This is a genomic window from Paenibacillus rigui (assembly GCF_002234615.1).
Classification (GTDB): domain Bacteria; phylum Bacillota; class Bacilli; order Paenibacillales; family NBRC-103111; genus Paenibacillus_S; species Paenibacillus_S rigui.
The window spans coordinates 220,197-235,248 of the sequence record NZ_NMQW01000017.1; the positions used below are offsets into that span (position 1 = coordinate 220,197).

A 15,052-nucleotide genomic window follows, 5' to 3' on the forward strand; every position below is an offset into this window, starting at 1 on the left:
CCGAATCTTTAGAGTAACCTGCTCATTATACTACATCTATGCGATCCGAAATCAACTGATGCGTATCGCGTGCGATAACCAGCTCTTCGTTCGTAGGTATGACCCACACCTGTACCTTGGAGCTATCCGTGGAGATGCGTCTTTCCTCACCCGAACGTCGCTCGTTCGCCTCCTCATCAAGCTCCAGCCCGAGAAACGTCAGCTTTCGGCATACAGCCGCGCGAAGGTCTGCCGAATTCTCGCCAACGCCCGCTGTGAATACAATCGCATCGATCCCGTTCATGGCGGCTGCATAGGCGCCTATGTATTTGCGCAGCCGGTATTCGTACATTTCGAAGGCCAACGTTGCGCTTCGGTCGCCGGTTCCCATCGCCTGCACAATTTCCCGCATATCGCTGCTGATGCCTGAGATCGCCATCAGTCCGCTGTGCTTGTTCAGCATTGAATTGACCTCACCGATCGTCAATTCCTCTTTTCCCATCGTGTACGGCACAATGGCGGGGTCAATATCTCCACTGCGCGTTCCCATCATCAAGCCCTCAAGGGGAGTCATCCCCATACTGGTATCGTACGATTTGCCGTTCAGCACTGCCGTGCAGCTGGCGCCGTTGCCGATATGGCAGGTGACCAGCTTTAGCTCGTCCAATGGCCGCTGCATCAGCTTGGCCGCCCTATCGCTCACATAAGCGTGCGAAGTGCCGTGAAATCCGTAACGGCGTACTTTATGCTTCTTATATAATACCATGGGTACCGGGTATAAATAAGATTGCGACGGCATCGTCTGGTGAAACGCCGTATCAAACACGACCACCTGCGGCACATCCGGCATATTGGCTTCTACCGCGTGAATACCGAGCAAATGCGCCGGATTGTGCAGCGGTGCCAGGTCGAACAGCCGCTTGATTTCCTGCTTCACGTCCTCGTCCACAACGACCGAGCTGGAGAAGGACTCCCCCCCATGGACGACCCGATGGCCTACAGCCTGAATTTCCTTAATCGAGCCAAGCACGCCTTCCTCTTTATGGACGAGCCAATCCAGCACTTTGCGGATAGCTGTGGTATGCTCCAAAATTTCCTCGACCTGCCGGATTTCATTCTTGCCTGTCGGCTCGTAGGACAAAATGGCGGAATCCATCCCGATCCGTTCGACCTTGCCTTTGGCGAGCACGGATTCGTTCTCCATCTCATAGAGCTGAAACTTAAGAGAAGAGCTTCCTGCGTTAATGACTAATATTTTCATAGTCGGCCTCCCTCCTTGTCATAGCGGAAAAAGCCTTGACCCGTTTTCGTTCCCAGCTGCCCGGCACGCACCATTTGCTTCAGCAGTACGGATGGGCGGTATTTCACATCGCCGAATTCCCGGAACATACGTTCCATCGCTACCAGCACGGAATCGAGTCCGAACCGGTCGGCCATCTCCAATGGACCGTAATGAAAATCATAGCCGATTCGCATGGCGGAATCGATATCTTCCGCGCTGGCCACCCGTTCGGATAACGTATGCATCGCTTCATTAATGAGTACGCAGATGAGACGTGTCGTTACAAATCCGGGCGATTCATACACTTGGATACCGCGTTTTTGAATCGTATCCTCTACAAAACGCTTGGTCACTTTGAACGTTTCATCTGATGTTTTTAAGCCGCGAATAATTTCAACCAGATGAATTTTCGACACCGGGTACAGAAAATGAATCCCGATCACCCGCTCCGGCTGCTGTGTCGCTGCCGCAATCTCGGTCAAGCTGAGCGTTGATGTATTGCTTCCGAGAATAATCGAAGGGGCGCAAAGCGCATCCAGCTGTTGAAACAGCTGCTTCTTCTGCTCCAAATCTTCACTGATCGACTCGATCACCATTTCGCAATCAATAAGCTTAGTAATATCGGTTTCTTTATGTATTCTTGATAATATCAGCTTTTTCTCCGACGCCGTAATCGCCCACTTGTCCAGCTGCTTGTCCAGACTGATTTCAATCTGCTCCCAAGCCTGCTCCAGCTTCTCCACGGTTCGCTCGATCAGCACCACCTCAATGCCCTGACTGGCAAGCATTTCGGCGATACCTTGTCCCATCGTACCGGCTCCAATAACCCCAATTTTACTCCACTGCATGCCGATTCCCCCCCTAGTGCAACATCATCCCATACACTTTCTATTATAACCATGATAGCCGTTCCATTTCGGGTATATTTCATGAATCTTTTCCCCTGACCGTATTATACACAACCTGACCTGGAAAATGAAAAAAAAGCGAGCCGACAGCCGTCGGATCGACGGAGCAACTCGCTTCGTATAAAGTACGAATTAGGATAACGGGATCACTTTTTTTGAATCCTGGGATTCGAAGGCAGCCAGAATCACATTCAAGGATCTCAAGCCTTCTTCGCCTGAAATGCTAGGAGGCGTATTCGTGACAATGCATTCCACGAATGCGTCGATAACGCCGCTCGCCACTTGCTTCTCGTTCGTTGCCATCGCACCGACTTGGTATTTCTCTACGGAGCCGTCACGCAGCTCGACAATAACTTGATCCACCGGATCGGTACCGATATGCATCGCACCATTTTCACACCACAGAACGGTGCTGTTGTCTCCGCCCTTGTAGTACGTCCAGCTGGCAACAAGCGTACCGATCGTACCGCTTTTCATACGAAGCACGCAGGTCGCATTATCGTCAACATCGGTGCCTTCCTTATGCAGCGTGTTTACGAAGGCAGCCACTTCAGCAACCTCGTCATCCAGCAGCCAACGGATCAGATCGGATTTATGAACGCCCAAATCTCCCATTGCGCCCATAATCGCCTCTTCCTTACGGAAAAACCAGCTGTCCCGTCCATCAATACTCCAACGCTCCGGTCCCGGATGACCGAAGGACGTACGGAACGATAGGACTTTCCCCAATTTTCCTGTTTGCAAAATCTCTTTCGCTTTTTGATGCGGAGGCATCAATCTTTGGTTATGGCCGACCATCAAATAAACGCCGTTTTTCTTAGCGGCCTCGATCATGGCCAAAGCATCCGCTTCATTCGTAGCCATCGGCTTCTCAACCAGCACGTGAGCGCCTGCATTCGCAGCTGCAATCGCATAAGGGGCATGCAGCACGTTCGGTGTACATACGCTTACAGCGTCCGGCTTCTCTGCTTTCAGCATCTCTTCATAGCTTGTATAAGCTCTTGCCCCGTATTGCTCCGCATAGTGCTCCGCTCTTTCCAAGATAAGGTCGCAGAAGCCAACGAATTGGACATTCGGATTTGCTGCATACTCAGGGATATGTCTATGCTTGGAAATGGACCCGCAGCCCACAACCGCCACTTTAATTTTACTCATGTTCTTAGTCGACTCCTTTGTCTCTCTTATTCTATAAAGTTAAAACTTGGACAAATAGTTTTCTTTCAACCAGTTGTAGCTCGTAGCTACGCTCTCCAGCGGAGGGTTCGCACAACGGTCCTGCTCTACGATGATCCATTCCACGCCTGCATCAGAACCGGCTTGGATAACGGAAGGCAGATCGATTTCGCCGCGGCCGAGCTCTACAGTGTTGATCTGACCGTCTACGACACCTTTGAAGTCCTTCAAGTGCAGCAGCGGCAGACGTCCCGCATAATTCGAAATATATTGCAGCGTATCCAAACCGGCGAATTGGACCCAGCCGGCATCCAGCTCAACCTGAAGCGCTTCAGGAGAAGCAGCGGCATACAACGCGTCGAATACGTATTGATTGTCCACCTTCATCTCGAATTCGAATGCATGATTATGGTATGCGAATTGAAGGCCCTGCGCCTTCACCTGCTCGCCGGCTTGCGCAAAATAGGTGATCAGGCTTTTCCATGCCTCTACATTCTCCCTGTCTTCTGCGGCAATATAAGGGCAGATCAGGTAAGGAGCGTCAATCGTACGCAGGTAAGCGATTTCTTTATTTAAATCGGCTTTCATATTGGCAAGGCTTACATGGGCGCCGATGGCTTTCAAGTTCAATTCCTGCAGCAGTTCCTTCAGCTCTTCGGCAGGCAGACCGCCATACCCGGCAAATTCAACGCCTTCATAGCCCATTTCAGCGACACGGCGAAGCGTTCCGCGGAAATCTTTGGCCAGATCTTCACGCACGGTATAAAGCTGTAAACCAATACCCATTCTTCTCATTGATTCACTACCTCCATAGAAATGATGTATTTGATTCTATTTTAATCAAACATGCCCTATAATAGCTATGAACGATGTGGTTAAACCATGAACTATTTGGCTATAAAATCAGTTAAGCCTATTGTTGTTCTTTCCATGAGCAGCTGCTATCGTGGAGGAGAGTTTGAATGCAATTCGAAAAGGAGCTTTCGCCGATGTCTTCCATTATTTTAACTTGCGGCTATTCCTACCATGCCCAGCCCTTTCAGAACAGCCATAAGGAGGGCGTCCCCTCTTACTTGTTTCGCCTGCAAACCGAGGGCAGCTCCCAAGTTTATGTTAGAGGGCTTCTGCATACCATGGAGCAGGGAGACCTGCTGTTGATTCAGCCCGGGGACCCTTACGAGCTTCGGATCGATGAGCATACGAATAAGCTGAACCATACGGTCATCTCGAGCGGAGATTATTACATTTTCTGCAAAGGGGACTGGTTGGATTCCTGGTGGACAAAGGGGAAAAAACCGCAAAAGGTCCGCATCGCCGCGTATGAAAGACTGCTCACGCTGTGGCGTCAAATTATTTTGGAGAAGCGCCGGTTTGAAGATGAAAATAAAGAGCTTTCCGACTATCTGCTTCGTGCGCTTTGTTTGCACATCGACAGAGCTATATCGGAAACGCGTACCTTTCAGGGCAGCTCCTTCCTCGCATCAAGAATGAAAAGCTTTATTGAGGAGCATGCCTTCCTGCCGCTGAAGGTAGAGGACGTCGCCATCCATGTCGGCTTAAGCGTCTCCCGGGCCGTCCACCTGTTCAAGGAGTGCTTTGGCAAAACCATCATCCAATACGCTTTGGAGATTCGGCTCTCATCTGCGATTGAACGCATGACCTACACCGGAATGACGCTGGAGCAAATCGCAGAAACGTCCGGATTTGCCAGCTACTCGTATTTTCATCGCGTGTTTCGCGAGAAATACGGCGTATCCCCCAAGCAGTACCGGCTGAGGCAAGAACAGGACCTTCAGCAGTTTGTTGGAACCGGCTTGGAACCGCATTGAGAGTTATCGGTGTTCAACATGATGGTTTCCAGCGGAATGAATGATCGTCACCTTTTGGACCATTGGATTCCAAGCGCATACGCGAGGGATTGCAGAAGCGATTCCCTATAAAAAATAGACTCTCCCTCGTCAATGGACCAAGGAGAGTCTATTGCTATCATCTTACTTCACATTCAAAGCCGATACCTTCAACCCGGCGAAGGAAACCGGCAGCCCTTTCGGATCACGGATCCGAACGGTAACCGTCTCACCCGGCAGCAGGTCGAAGAAATTATCGCTGAATCGAATGTTGCCCTGCGGCAAATCGATTTTGACGAGACGGGCATGGCTGCCTTCGGCAGTGATGGTTACCGTCTGCTCAGACTCCTTCGCCTCCACCTTCAAGGAAGCAGCCGGCAGCCGCAAATCTTTCGGATCCCGCAAATAGTAGACATTATCCGGCGCATCGAACCCTTCGGCCGTCAGCTTGATGACGACCTCTTCCGGCGAGCGGCCGTTCAATATATCGGCCTCCGGAAGGCTGCCAAGCTGCACCGATCCGTTGCTTGGAACCAATGCATCGAACAAGCGGCTGTAGAGTGGCACGCCTGCAAAATCATACACCGTCAAGCGCACTTGGCCATCGTACGTTTCTACGCGGTCATTGACAACCCAGACATGCAGCGGCTGTTCCGGCTCGTGGTCTATCGTCAACAACAGCGGATGATAGAACTTCTTGGCGTAATAGAACGAAGCTTTCGGCAGCAGCTCGTAGTCGATTAACGACCAGCTCGTACCCGGCCAGCTGTCATTATGCTGCCAGACGAGGGAGCCGCTCGTCCGTTTTTTGTTGCGGCGGTAATGCTCGATTCCATACTTCAAGCCCTCCGCCTGCGTCAGCATCGAGAAGTTCATATATTCCTCGATATCCTTCGGAATGCCGGTGAACCCTTCCATCAGCAAGATGCCCTTCTGATGGTTCGTATCCTTATTGCGGTATGCCATTTCAACGCTGCCCCAGTAGAACTGGCCGTCCGGAATATTTTTCTCCAGCGTATACCGGTTGGCGGAGGCATGCATGCCGAATTCGGAGCTGAACAGCGTGAAATCATTTTTATAATTTTTGAACGTGACCCCTTGAATGCTGTAGTCGAGTATCGGCTTGTCGCCGAACTTGCGCGGGTAGACGGAACCATGCCATACCTGCCAATTATGACGGTCTCCCACGTCAGGATCATTGGCATCGTTGCCTCCGAACGGAGAAGACGGCCAGTAAGGACGGCTGTCATCCAGCTCTTCAAGCACTTCGGGAATCAGCTCATGGTAGATGCTCTCGCCATAGAATGGCGTCGTAATGCTGCCCTCGGAAGATTTCATATCGTACAGCCAGTCAATCTCGTTATTACCGCACCACAGGGCCAATGACGCGTGGTTGCGCAGTCTTTTGACATTGTATACCACTTCTTTGCGCACATTATCCATGAAATTTTTATTAAAATCCGGGAACAATGCATTGGCGAATGCAAAATCCTGCCACACCAATACGCCGCGGCGGTCGCATTCATCGTAGAACACATCGGTCTCATAGATGCCCCCCGCCCAGATGCGCAGCATGTTCATATTGGATTCAATCGACAAATCGATCAAGTCACGATAGCGTTCATCCGTTATAGCCCCAATAAAATTGTCCGCCGGAATCCAGTTGGAGCCTTTGGCGAAGAGCTTGACCCCATTCAAAATAAACGCGAATGCATTTTGCCCCTCCGCATCCTTCAGCTGCAGTTCGATTGTACGTATGCCGAACGGCTTCCTGTAGCTGTCTACCTGCTTTCCGTCCGCCAGAAGCGCAACCTCCAGCTCATACAAATACGGCTCACCCAAATCGTGCGTCCACCACAGCTGAGGCGCAGTGACCTGAAGGTCTGCCGCCGCTTTTTTTCCACTGATAGGCAGCTTCGCCTCGGCAACCGGTTGTCCTTCACGGTCCAGCAGGCGCACGATGCACTCCTTCACCAGCCCTTTACGGTACGAGGTCACGTCAACCTCCGTACGAACCAAAGCCGTATCCGCATTCGCCTGCAAAGTGCGGGCATACACGCTGTCCAGCTTCGCAGCCGAATACCGCTCCACACGGACCTTGCCCCAGATGCCTACAGTCACCATCCGCGGACCCCAGTCCCAGCCGAAGTTCATCGCCGCTTTACGCAGCCAAGGACGCTCCTTTGTATAAGAGGACCATTGGAACTGTTCTTTATTCTTATTGTGCAAATACAGCGGATCGAACTTGACGGCGATGCTGTTCCACCCGTGACGAATGACCTTCGTTACATCGAAGGTGTGGGCCATCAGCGCATTGTCCGTATTCCCGATCTCCAGCCCGTTCAAATAAACGGTGGCGAACGTATCCAGCCCTTCGAAGATCAGCTCATGCTTCTCCTCGCTGCCCTCCTCAATCACATAATCGAAGGAGGTCCGGTACCACCACTCCTTCTGTTCGATCCAGCGGCTTTTGGCATCGTTATGTCCAAAATACGGGTTCTCGATAATATTTCTCTCGATTAAAGCCGAATGCACATCTCCAGGCACCTTCGCCGTAATCCAGAAACGGTCGTCCAAACCAGGAAAAGACAGCTCCTGCGGTCTGACCTGGCCTACCTCAAAATGTTGAATTCTCCAAAGACTTTTCAGTTCCATATCGTCCTGCTCCCTCTTCCCCTAGGGTGATGTTTGTCCTGTATGCTGAGCGGCTTCCTCACGAAACTCGCTTGGTGTTTTGCCAGTATATTTTTTAAACAGCTGGCCGAAATATTTGACGTCCTCGTAGCCTACCTTGGCGGCAACCTCGCTCACCTTGGCAGGCGACACCGTCAGAATCTCCATCGCCCTGCGAATTTTTTGCCGGGTAACGTAATCGCCGAACGTCATGCCCGTCTCTTTTTTGAACACCTCGCTCAAATGGTTCGGGTGCAAATGCACATGCTTGGCCACCTGCTGCAGACCGACATCCTGTCCCAGATGCTCCTCAATGTAGGCCATCGCTTTCTGTGCATGCGTTGCCTGCCCCTCGGCAAGCTGATGATGATACAGCTTCATGATCGAGTACAATCTTTGGAACAGTGCGTCCTTCGGCTGTACCGACTGCTTAAGCTGCAAATGTCCCGCAACCGCGCCCTCCTCTGCGGTCTGCCCCCTGCCTGTGGCGGCAAGCACCCGCGCCAGCCAGCGATGTGCAGCAATAGCTGCCGAATGAATCAAGGCCTCCAGCGATTCCTGTGTCATTTGCGGATCCTCCAGCTGCTCTTGAACGAGCCGCTTCACCCAGCCCTTCAGCGCTACCGGATCATTTTCCAGCAATATGGAAGAAAGCTCCAGCTCCTCCTCATGCGTACAAACCGTTTTCCCGCCTCTGCGCTGAACGATGTCCGTATAATCGCATACACTGTCCGGAATCAAAGCTTGATACCCGAACGCGGCATCCGCCGTAAGAAAGGACGCATGCAGCTCTTCTTTACGGCTGACACGCTGGCCCAGAGCGGCAAACAGCTTGCATTTTAACAAGCGTTCGATCTTTTGAAAAAAAGACCGGAGCTGGCGGCTGTTTTCCTCAGCACCGCTGCTTGACGCAAAAGCGATCACAATTCGCTTCTTTTCCAGCAGCGTCTCGCAGGGCATCAGATCATGAAGCATATTTTCCACGGCAAAATGCAGCAAAGATCCTGAAACCGGAGAATCATCCCAGCCTTCCGCCGTGACAATCATCATCTGAAACCAGAGCTCCTTCTTGTGGCCGTCTCCCAACAAGCGCGGGAAATAAGCAGGAAGCAGACCTGACTCCACGACCCCGGTTTCCCCGTTCACGATCCAACGCTCGAACAACCGGTTGACCACTTCTTTTTGCTTGAAATGGTCCTGGCTGTAGGCCGTCCACTTCTCCTCCACCCGCTGCTTTGCGCGTAACACCGCCTTGATAATATCCTCCGGACGGCTCGTTTTGAGCAAGTAATCGCTGACCTCATACCGGATCGCCTGCTGCGCATAGGAAAAGTCGTCGTAACCGGACAAAATGATGACCTCCAGCTCAGGGAGCAAGCGCTTTGCTTCCTCCGCAAGCTGAAGACCGGTTTTGCCCGTCATCCGGATGTCCGTCAGCAATATATTCGGGCGTTCCCGCTCAAGCCGCTCCAACGCCTCTTCTGCCGATTCGGCAGGCTCCAGCAGCTCAAGACCTAGCTCTTCCCACTTTATGACCTTGGCAAGTCCCGTACGAATAATGACCTCGTCATCCACGATCATGATTTTCATGGCTTCCCCCTCCTTCCACGAACGGTATGGTAAAGGAAACTCGTGTTCCTGCGTTCGGCTTGCTCTCGATGAGCAAACCCGCATCCGGTCCGTAATGCAGCTGCAGCCGCTCATTCACGTTCCTTAATCCATAGCTGGCGACGTCGGAAAAATCCTGTTGATCCGCCGGCTCCTGCAGACTTTTTTTGATTAGCGCGAGCTGCTCCTCGGTCATTCCGATCCCGTCATCCAGGACCAGAAAGCTCATATGGTCTCCCTTGGGCTCCACATAAACGGTGATCATGCCTCTGCCCTCTTTCTTCTGCACGCCATGAATCATCGCATTCTCGACCAAAGGCTGAAGCAGCAGCTTCAGCATAAACTTATCCCTCAGCTCCGGATCCACAACAATATCGACATCGAACTTATCAGGAAAACGGATTGACTGGACCTGCGCATAATTTTTAATGTGAGCCAGCTCCTGATGGACAGGACAAAATTCCTTGCCCTTATTCAGACTAAACCGCAAAAAGTCGCTTAATGCCCCGACCATATCGGCAATCCGCTTCTCCTCCGTCAGCAGAGCTATCCAATGAATCGAGGAAAGCGTATTATACAAAAAGTGCGGGTTGATCTGCGCCTGCAGCGCCCTCATGTCGGCTTCCTTTTTCCGGGCCTCGTTGCGGATCACCTGCTTCTTCAGCTTCTCAATGTGCGATCCCAGCATGTTGTAGCTTTCCGCCAGCTTCCCCAGCTCATCCGTCGTCCCCGTCGTGTATAAAGGCAGCGGCTCCTCGGGATTGACCTTCGACAACAGTCGGGTCAACGCACGCAGCGGATTCGTCACCCGGTGCACTACAAAGAATACGATGCCCACCGTTGCAAGGATGGAGACGAGAACGGCAATCGCCGTCAGCTGTAAAATATACCGGTTCTGTGCACTGTACAGCTCAAAGGGGATGACTCCGACCAACGTCCATCCGACTAACGCCTCCTTGTAATAAAGCATCGATTTCTTCTCATGCTTCTGCTCGCCATAGGTCATCGTCCCGTAAGCCGAATGCATGCCTGCTCTCACGCCGGGATACAAGGAATCGAACGGCTCCGACAGCCACTGCGATTCCGTTGCAGATACCACGTTTCCTTTCTCGTTGAGCAGTGCCACATTGCCTTGACCGTCACCGAGCTTCGGCTGCGACCAGTAGCGGGAGATGGCCTTTTCGTTGAGAGAGATCGACAGCCAGCCCAATGTCTGATAGTTGTTCACACTGCGAAGCGGGCGAATAAAGGAAAGCACCTTCGACCTTCCGTTATACGTATCGACCGTGTAAAGCTCCGTCCACATTTTCGACTCGATGTCGGGGATCCTCACAATACGGTCCAGGTCGGAGCTGTAGATGGTAGCCGTGGATAAGGTTGGGTTCGCATTCGCCGGATATATCGTGACATTCAATATATAATCCTTCGAGCTGACGAGATTAGCCATAAAAGCTATGATTCGGGTCTGAGTAGCTACGTCCTGATCCGTACGGTTCACATACTGCTGGATATCACTTTGCCCGATCAATGTAATCGACAAATTCTCGACGTCCTGAAGCATGAAGCGAAGGTTTGCGTCCATTTGGCGCAGCGTATCGATACCTGCCTGCTCCGTCTTCTCTTCCGTAATGTTAGATGAGATTTTATACGCAAAACCCCCAAGGAATACCAAGGGGATTAGCGTAGTTACAAGCATGATAAAAGACAGCTTACGTCCTAAGGAGAGTCCCAGCCAACGCCACATTGAAATCTATCCTCCATTGCAGGAAAGTCTTTAGCCCTTCACCGCTCCCGCTGTCATCCCTTTCATTACTTGCTCCTGGAAAGCCAAATAGACTAGGATTGTAGGAATGACCGCTATAGTCATGGCCGCTAACGTTAGACCATAATCCGTCTGGTAGCCGTCTGCAAAGGTGGCAATGCTTAACGGCAGCGTCTTCAAGGTCGATTTACTGATAAAGACCAACGCAAACGAGAAATCATTCCACGAATGCAGGAAGCTAAGAATTGTAACGGTAGACAGCGCCGGCAGCGAGATGGGCAGCATTATGCGTAAGAATACACCCCATAGTCCCGTTCCGTCAATAAATGCGGCTTCCTCAATCTCCTTCGGCACCGAGGTCAAATATGCGGTAAGCACGAATATCGCCGTAGGCAGCGCGAAGGCCGTATAAGGAAGAATCAGCGCCCAGTACGTGTTCAGAACGGACATCTGCTTCATCAAAATGAACAAAGGCACCAGCGTACTGTGTATGGGAATCAGCATCCCAACGACGAAAAAGCCCATAATCCAGCCTTTGAACCTGAATTTCAGCCGGGCGATGACGAAGGAGGCCAGTGCCGAAATAAATAAAGTAAACACGAGCGAAACGACAGACACAATTACGGAATTGGCAAAAGCTGTTCCCATCTTAGAAGATTTCCAAGCTCTCGCAAAGTTATCCAGCTGCCATGCCTCCGGAAGCCCGAAGGGCCGGTTCATAAACTCGGCATTCGTCTTGAAGGCACTGATAAACAGCCAAAATAGCGGATATAACGTTAACAGACCGTAGATGGTCAGCAGTGTCCAGAAAATCGCGCTTTTCCATTTTTTTGCGGTTCCGCTGCCGGATTTATAGGGCGATACCGATGTTTTTTGCACCATGACTCCGCTCATTAGGCGTGCCCTCCTTTCGCTTCCTGCTTCGATTTACGGCTGGTCAGCCATTGGCTGGTACCGATAAAGAGCAAGCTGATAATAATGATGGATGTAGATATCGCGCTTCCGTAGCCGTAACGGTAGGAAGAAAACGTCGAGTTGTACATATATGTTGCGAGAAGCTCCGTCGAATGCGCCGGACCACCCTTCGTCATGACATACACCAGGTCGAACGACTTCAAGCTGCCTGAAATGCACAAAATAATCGCGACCTGTACGGTGCTCCAGATCATCGGCAAAGTAATGGAAACCATTTTTCTCGCGCCGCTTGCACCATCGATCAGTGCCGCGTCGTGAATCTCTCCTGGAATGTTCTGAAGCGCTGAAATAAAGATGATCAGATACAATCCGACAAAGCTCCACAACAACGGAGGGATCAGCGAAAAGATAGCAATATGAGCATCGGACAGCCATTGCAGCTTCCAGCTTCCCAAGCCTATGGCATCCAGAAGAAAGTTCAGAATCCCGATTTGCGGATGGTAAATGTACTGCCAGATCATCCCGATAATAACGGAGGACATGACCATCGGCATAAAGATCGCAGACCGTAAAAACCGCTGAAGCGGATTACTTTTATAAAGCACAATAGCAAGCACTAAAGCTAAGGGAACCTGCCCTAATACAGAAGCTAATACAAAAATGACGTTATTTTTGAGTGCCCTCCAAAATACCGGATCGTGGATAACTTCCACATAATTTTTTAATCCGATGAATTTGGCCTCTCCGATGCCTTTCCAATCAAAGAAGCCGTAGTAAGCGGACCAGATAACAGGAACAAAAACAAATAAAGTATAAATTACTAAAGCGGGAAGTAAGCCGAGGATGACAAACCGGCGTACGTTCAATGTATTAGTCACGAATCTCACTTCCTTTCAAATAATCAGCCCTCCGGGAGGGAGGGCTGCTGTAATTGGGGAGTTACCGGTTTATTTACCGAGAGCACCCGCCTGTGCATCTTGAATTTTCTTGGCAATCGCTTCCGGATTGCCGCCCATCAGAAGCTCCTGGAGACCGTTGTTGATTACTTCAACTGCAGCAGAGCTCAGCTTGGAATCGTATACCGGTGTAATTTTCACATTCTTCATCAGCTCGTTCAGCTCTACAAACAGCGGATGCGCTTTGGATTTATCTACATCGATTTTGTAGCTGACCAGCGTGCTGCTATCCAAGGTTGCTTTTTGTCCTTCAGGACCGGACAAGGCGTACAGCAGCTGCAAAGCCGCTTCTTTTTGTGCGCCGGACACTTTTTTGCTCATACCCATTCCTGTCCCTACAACGCCTGCAGTCGATTGAGCCTGACCTTTGCCGCCGTCAACCGGAGGCAGTACGGAAATATGGGTTGTGTCGAGAATTTCCTTTGGAGCGGTTTTTACAAGATTTGCGAGCGCCCAGCCGCCATCCATGAACATAGCCGCTTTCCCTTGTGTATACAGCTGGATCATTTGATTCTCGTCAATGCTGTTGAAGCCGTCCTGGAACGCTTTCGATTTGCCCAAATCTTGAAGCACCGTCAAGGCTTTCACGAATTCAGGATCTGTGAATTTCGCTCCGTTTTGCGTTGCTGCTTTTAAGAACCAATCCGTACCGGTCACACGGTCGCCGATTGTACTGAAAATTGTCGATTGTGCTACCCAGTTCGCTTTGTTCCCCAAAGCTACTGGAATCACATTGTTTTTGTTGAACGTATCGATCGCCGTTTTCAGCTCATCCCATGTTTTAGGCACTTTCACATTGTACTTGTCGAAAATCGCCTGGTTGTAATAAATGAAGGAGCTCGGTGCCAGGTTCATCGGTACGGAATAAATTTTGCCGTCTACCGTGAAGCCGTCCAATGCATTCGGGATGAAGTTATTTTTCCATTCCGGCTTGGTGTTTAGAAACTCGTCAACCGGCTGAAGCAGCTTGCCGTTCACGAATTCCTTCGTCATGGCGTCAGGCCACATCACGAACATATCCGGCATTTCATCCGCTGCAGCTACGGTGCGCAGGCGAGTTTTCAGACCGTCTGTCGGAAGACCTTCTACTTCCAATGTCACTTCCGGGTGAGCCGCTTGGAAATCATCCAAAATTTTACGCATAGCGATCGCTTTCGCGTCCTGGCCTGTCCAGTTGTGCCATACGGAAAGCTTTACTTTTTCTTTGGAACCACCGCCTGCGGCAGCCCCTTTATTGTCAGCCTGCTGTCCGCCTCCGCATCCTGCAAGCATGGTCGCTGTAGCTAACATAGCCAGACTTACTTTCGTTATCTTTTTCATGTTCTTACTCTCCCCTTTCGTTTCTAACCTCATTCTATAGACTTCACGCCTTTTCAGTAAGGGGAATTTCATAAGAAGCAGGGTAGAAAAATATCGGATGAGGGGGGTGGGTGGAGACGAAACATAGGAGAGAGGTGAATGATGAATCCTTGAGAGACATCCGGAGCAAGGGGTGTGCCTACGGTCGCTTTTTTCGGAACGACAAAAAAGAAGACGCAAAAAAGGCACACGCATCCCTTATACCTCTACGGTCTCCAATTGGTCGAACCTTTATTTATTAGCTAACTAGTAGCGTTGCTCCTTCCCTACACGAAAAAGAGGAGAGTTATCATAATTGGGGCGAAGACTTATTGTAATTTCAGCTATGACACGAAGCCTGGCAAATGTATTTGGCAGGCGCAAGGTCAATTCGATTCTGGCAACGATTGGGCAAGTGATTGCTTTGTTCTCCGTATTACTTCACAACGAGGGACTCGAACCCTCAATGTCTTACGACCGCGAATTTTAAGTTCGCTACGTCTGCCAATTCCGCCAGAGGCGCATAAAAGATATGATGGGTCTGACTGGAATCGAACCTGCATTTTTGCTTTTATTTGAAATTCGTAATTGAGATCATCCATTTTGATTGT

The 15,052-nt window shown here is 50.7% G+C and carries 11 protein-coding genes; 1 reads left to right on the plus strand and 10 read right to left on the minus strand.

The window, feature by feature from the left end; all coding sequences use genetic code 11:
- Positions 1 to 25: 25 nt before the first annotated feature.
- The 4 genes from CF651_RS12265 to CF651_RS12280 all read right to left on the minus strand — a co-directional run bounded on the left by CF651_RS12265 (position 26) and on the right by CF651_RS12280 (position 4,137).
- A complete protein-coding gene (locus tag CF651_RS12265; protein WP_094015138.1) occupies positions 26 to 1,240 on the minus strand; it encodes an acetate/propionate family kinase in 1,215 nt (404 codons plus the stop codon).
- On the minus strand, positions 1,237 to 2,109 hold the full coding sequence (locus tag CF651_RS12270; RefSeq protein WP_094015139.1) for a 3-hydroxyacyl-CoA dehydrogenase family protein: 873 nt from the start codon (positions 2,107 to 2,109) through the stop codon (positions 1,237 to 1,239). Before CF651_RS12270 ends, CF651_RS12265 begins: the two co-directional genes overlap by 4 nt.
- A gap of 192 nt (positions 2,110 to 2,301) precedes the next feature.
- The gene (locus CF651_RS12275) at positions 2,302 to 3,324 is read right to left on the minus strand and encodes a Gfo/Idh/MocA family protein (protein WP_094015140.1); all 1,023 of its coding nucleotides are present in this window, start codon (positions 3,322 to 3,324) and stop codon (positions 2,302 to 2,304) included.
- Between the two features lie 39 nt (positions 3,325 to 3,363).
- Entirely contained in the window at positions 3,364 to 4,137 is a 774-nt protein-coding gene (locus tag CF651_RS12280; protein ID WP_094015141.1) for a sugar phosphate isomerase/epimerase family protein, read from the minus strand.
- Positions 4,138 to 4,304: 167 nt separating this feature from the next.
- Between CF651_RS12280 and CF651_RS12285 the strand changes: the two genes are divergently transcribed.
- The gene (locus tag CF651_RS12285) at positions 4,305 to 5,171 is read left to right on the plus strand and encodes a helix-turn-helix domain-containing protein (protein ID WP_342746573.1); all 867 of its coding nucleotides are present in this window, start codon (positions 4,305 to 4,307) and stop codon (positions 5,169 to 5,171) included.
- Positions 5,172 to 5,333: 162 nt separating this feature from the next.
- Here the strand turns inward: CF651_RS12285 and CF651_RS12290 are convergent, their stop codons facing one another.
- From CF651_RS12290 to CF651_RS12315, 6 genes are all read right to left on the minus strand, one after another.
- On the minus strand, positions 5,334 to 7,844 hold the full coding sequence (locus CF651_RS12290; protein ID WP_094015142.1) for a beta-mannosidase: 2,511 nt from the start codon (positions 7,842 to 7,844) through the stop codon (positions 5,334 to 5,336).
- 21 nt (positions 7,845 to 7,865) lie between these two features.
- Positions 7,866 to 9,452 carry a response regulator transcription factor gene (locus CF651_RS12295; protein WP_094015143.1) on the minus strand — a complete coding sequence of 529 codons (1,587 nt, stop codon included), beginning with the start codon at positions 9,450 to 9,452 and terminating at the stop codon, positions 7,866 to 7,868.
- The gene (locus CF651_RS12300) at positions 9,430 to 11,214 is read right to left on the minus strand and encodes a sensor histidine kinase (RefSeq protein ID WP_094015144.1); all 1,785 of its coding nucleotides are present in this window, start codon (positions 11,212 to 11,214) and stop codon (positions 9,430 to 9,432) included. The genes CF651_RS12295 and CF651_RS12300 overlap by 23 nt, the downstream gene beginning before the upstream one ends.
- A gap of 30 nt (positions 11,215 to 11,244) precedes the next feature.
- On the minus strand, positions 11,245 to 12,126 hold the full coding sequence (locus tag CF651_RS12305; protein WP_425436257.1) for a carbohydrate ABC transporter permease: 882 nt from the start codon (positions 12,124 to 12,126) through the stop codon (positions 11,245 to 11,247).
- Positions 12,126 to 13,025, minus strand: coding sequence for a carbohydrate ABC transporter permease (locus CF651_RS12310; RefSeq protein WP_094015145.1), 900 nt, complete (start codon positions 13,023 to 13,025; stop codon positions 12,126 to 12,128). Before CF651_RS12310 ends, CF651_RS12305 begins: the two co-directional genes overlap by 1 nt.
- Before the next feature lie 69 nt (positions 13,026 to 13,094).
- Entirely contained in the window at positions 13,095 to 14,423 is a 1,329-nt protein-coding gene (locus CF651_RS12315) for an extracellular solute-binding protein (RefSeq protein WP_094015146.1), read from the minus strand.
- Positions 14,424 to 15,052: the final 629 nt, after the last annotated feature.

Bases quoted from the DNA above. Each gene is read 5' to 3' on its own strand.
- CF651_RS12265 (WP_094015138.1), bottom strand. From the start codon at position 1,240: ATGAAAATATTAGTCATTAACGCAGGAAGCTCTTCTCTTAAGTTTCAG.
- CF651_RS12270 (WP_094015139.1), bottom strand. From the start codon at position 2,109: ATGCAGTGGAGTAAAATTGGGGTTATTGGAGCCGGTACGATGGGACAA.
- CF651_RS12275 (WP_094015140.1), bottom strand. From the start codon at position 3,324: ATGAGTAAAATTAAAGTGGCGGTTGTGGGCTGCGGGTCCATTTCCAAG.
- CF651_RS12280 (WP_094015141.1), bottom strand. From the start codon at position 4,137: ATGAGAAGAATGGGTATTGGTTTACAGCTTTATACCGTGCGTGAAGAT.
- CF651_RS12285 (WP_342746573.1), top strand. From the start codon at position 4,305: ATGCAATTCGAAAAGGAGCTTTCGCCGATGTCTTCCATTATTTTAACT.
- CF651_RS12290 (WP_094015142.1), bottom strand. From the start codon at position 7,844: ATGGAACTGAAAAGTCTTTGGAGAATTCAACATTTTGAGGTAGGCCAG.
- CF651_RS12295 (WP_094015143.1), bottom strand. From the start codon at position 9,452: ATGAAAATCATGATCGTGGATGACGAGGTCATTATTCGTACGGGACTT.
- CF651_RS12300 (WP_094015144.1), bottom strand. From the start codon at position 11,214: ATGTGGCGTTGGCTGGGACTCTCCTTAGGACGTAAGCTGTCTTTTATC.
- CF651_RS12305 (WP_425436257.1), bottom strand. From the start codon at position 12,126: ATGAGCGGAGTCATGGTGCAAAAAACATCGGTATCGCCCTATAAATCC.
- CF651_RS12315 (WP_094015146.1), bottom strand. From the start codon at position 14,423: ATGAAAAAGATAACGAAAGTAAGTCTGGCTATGTTAGCTACAGCGACC.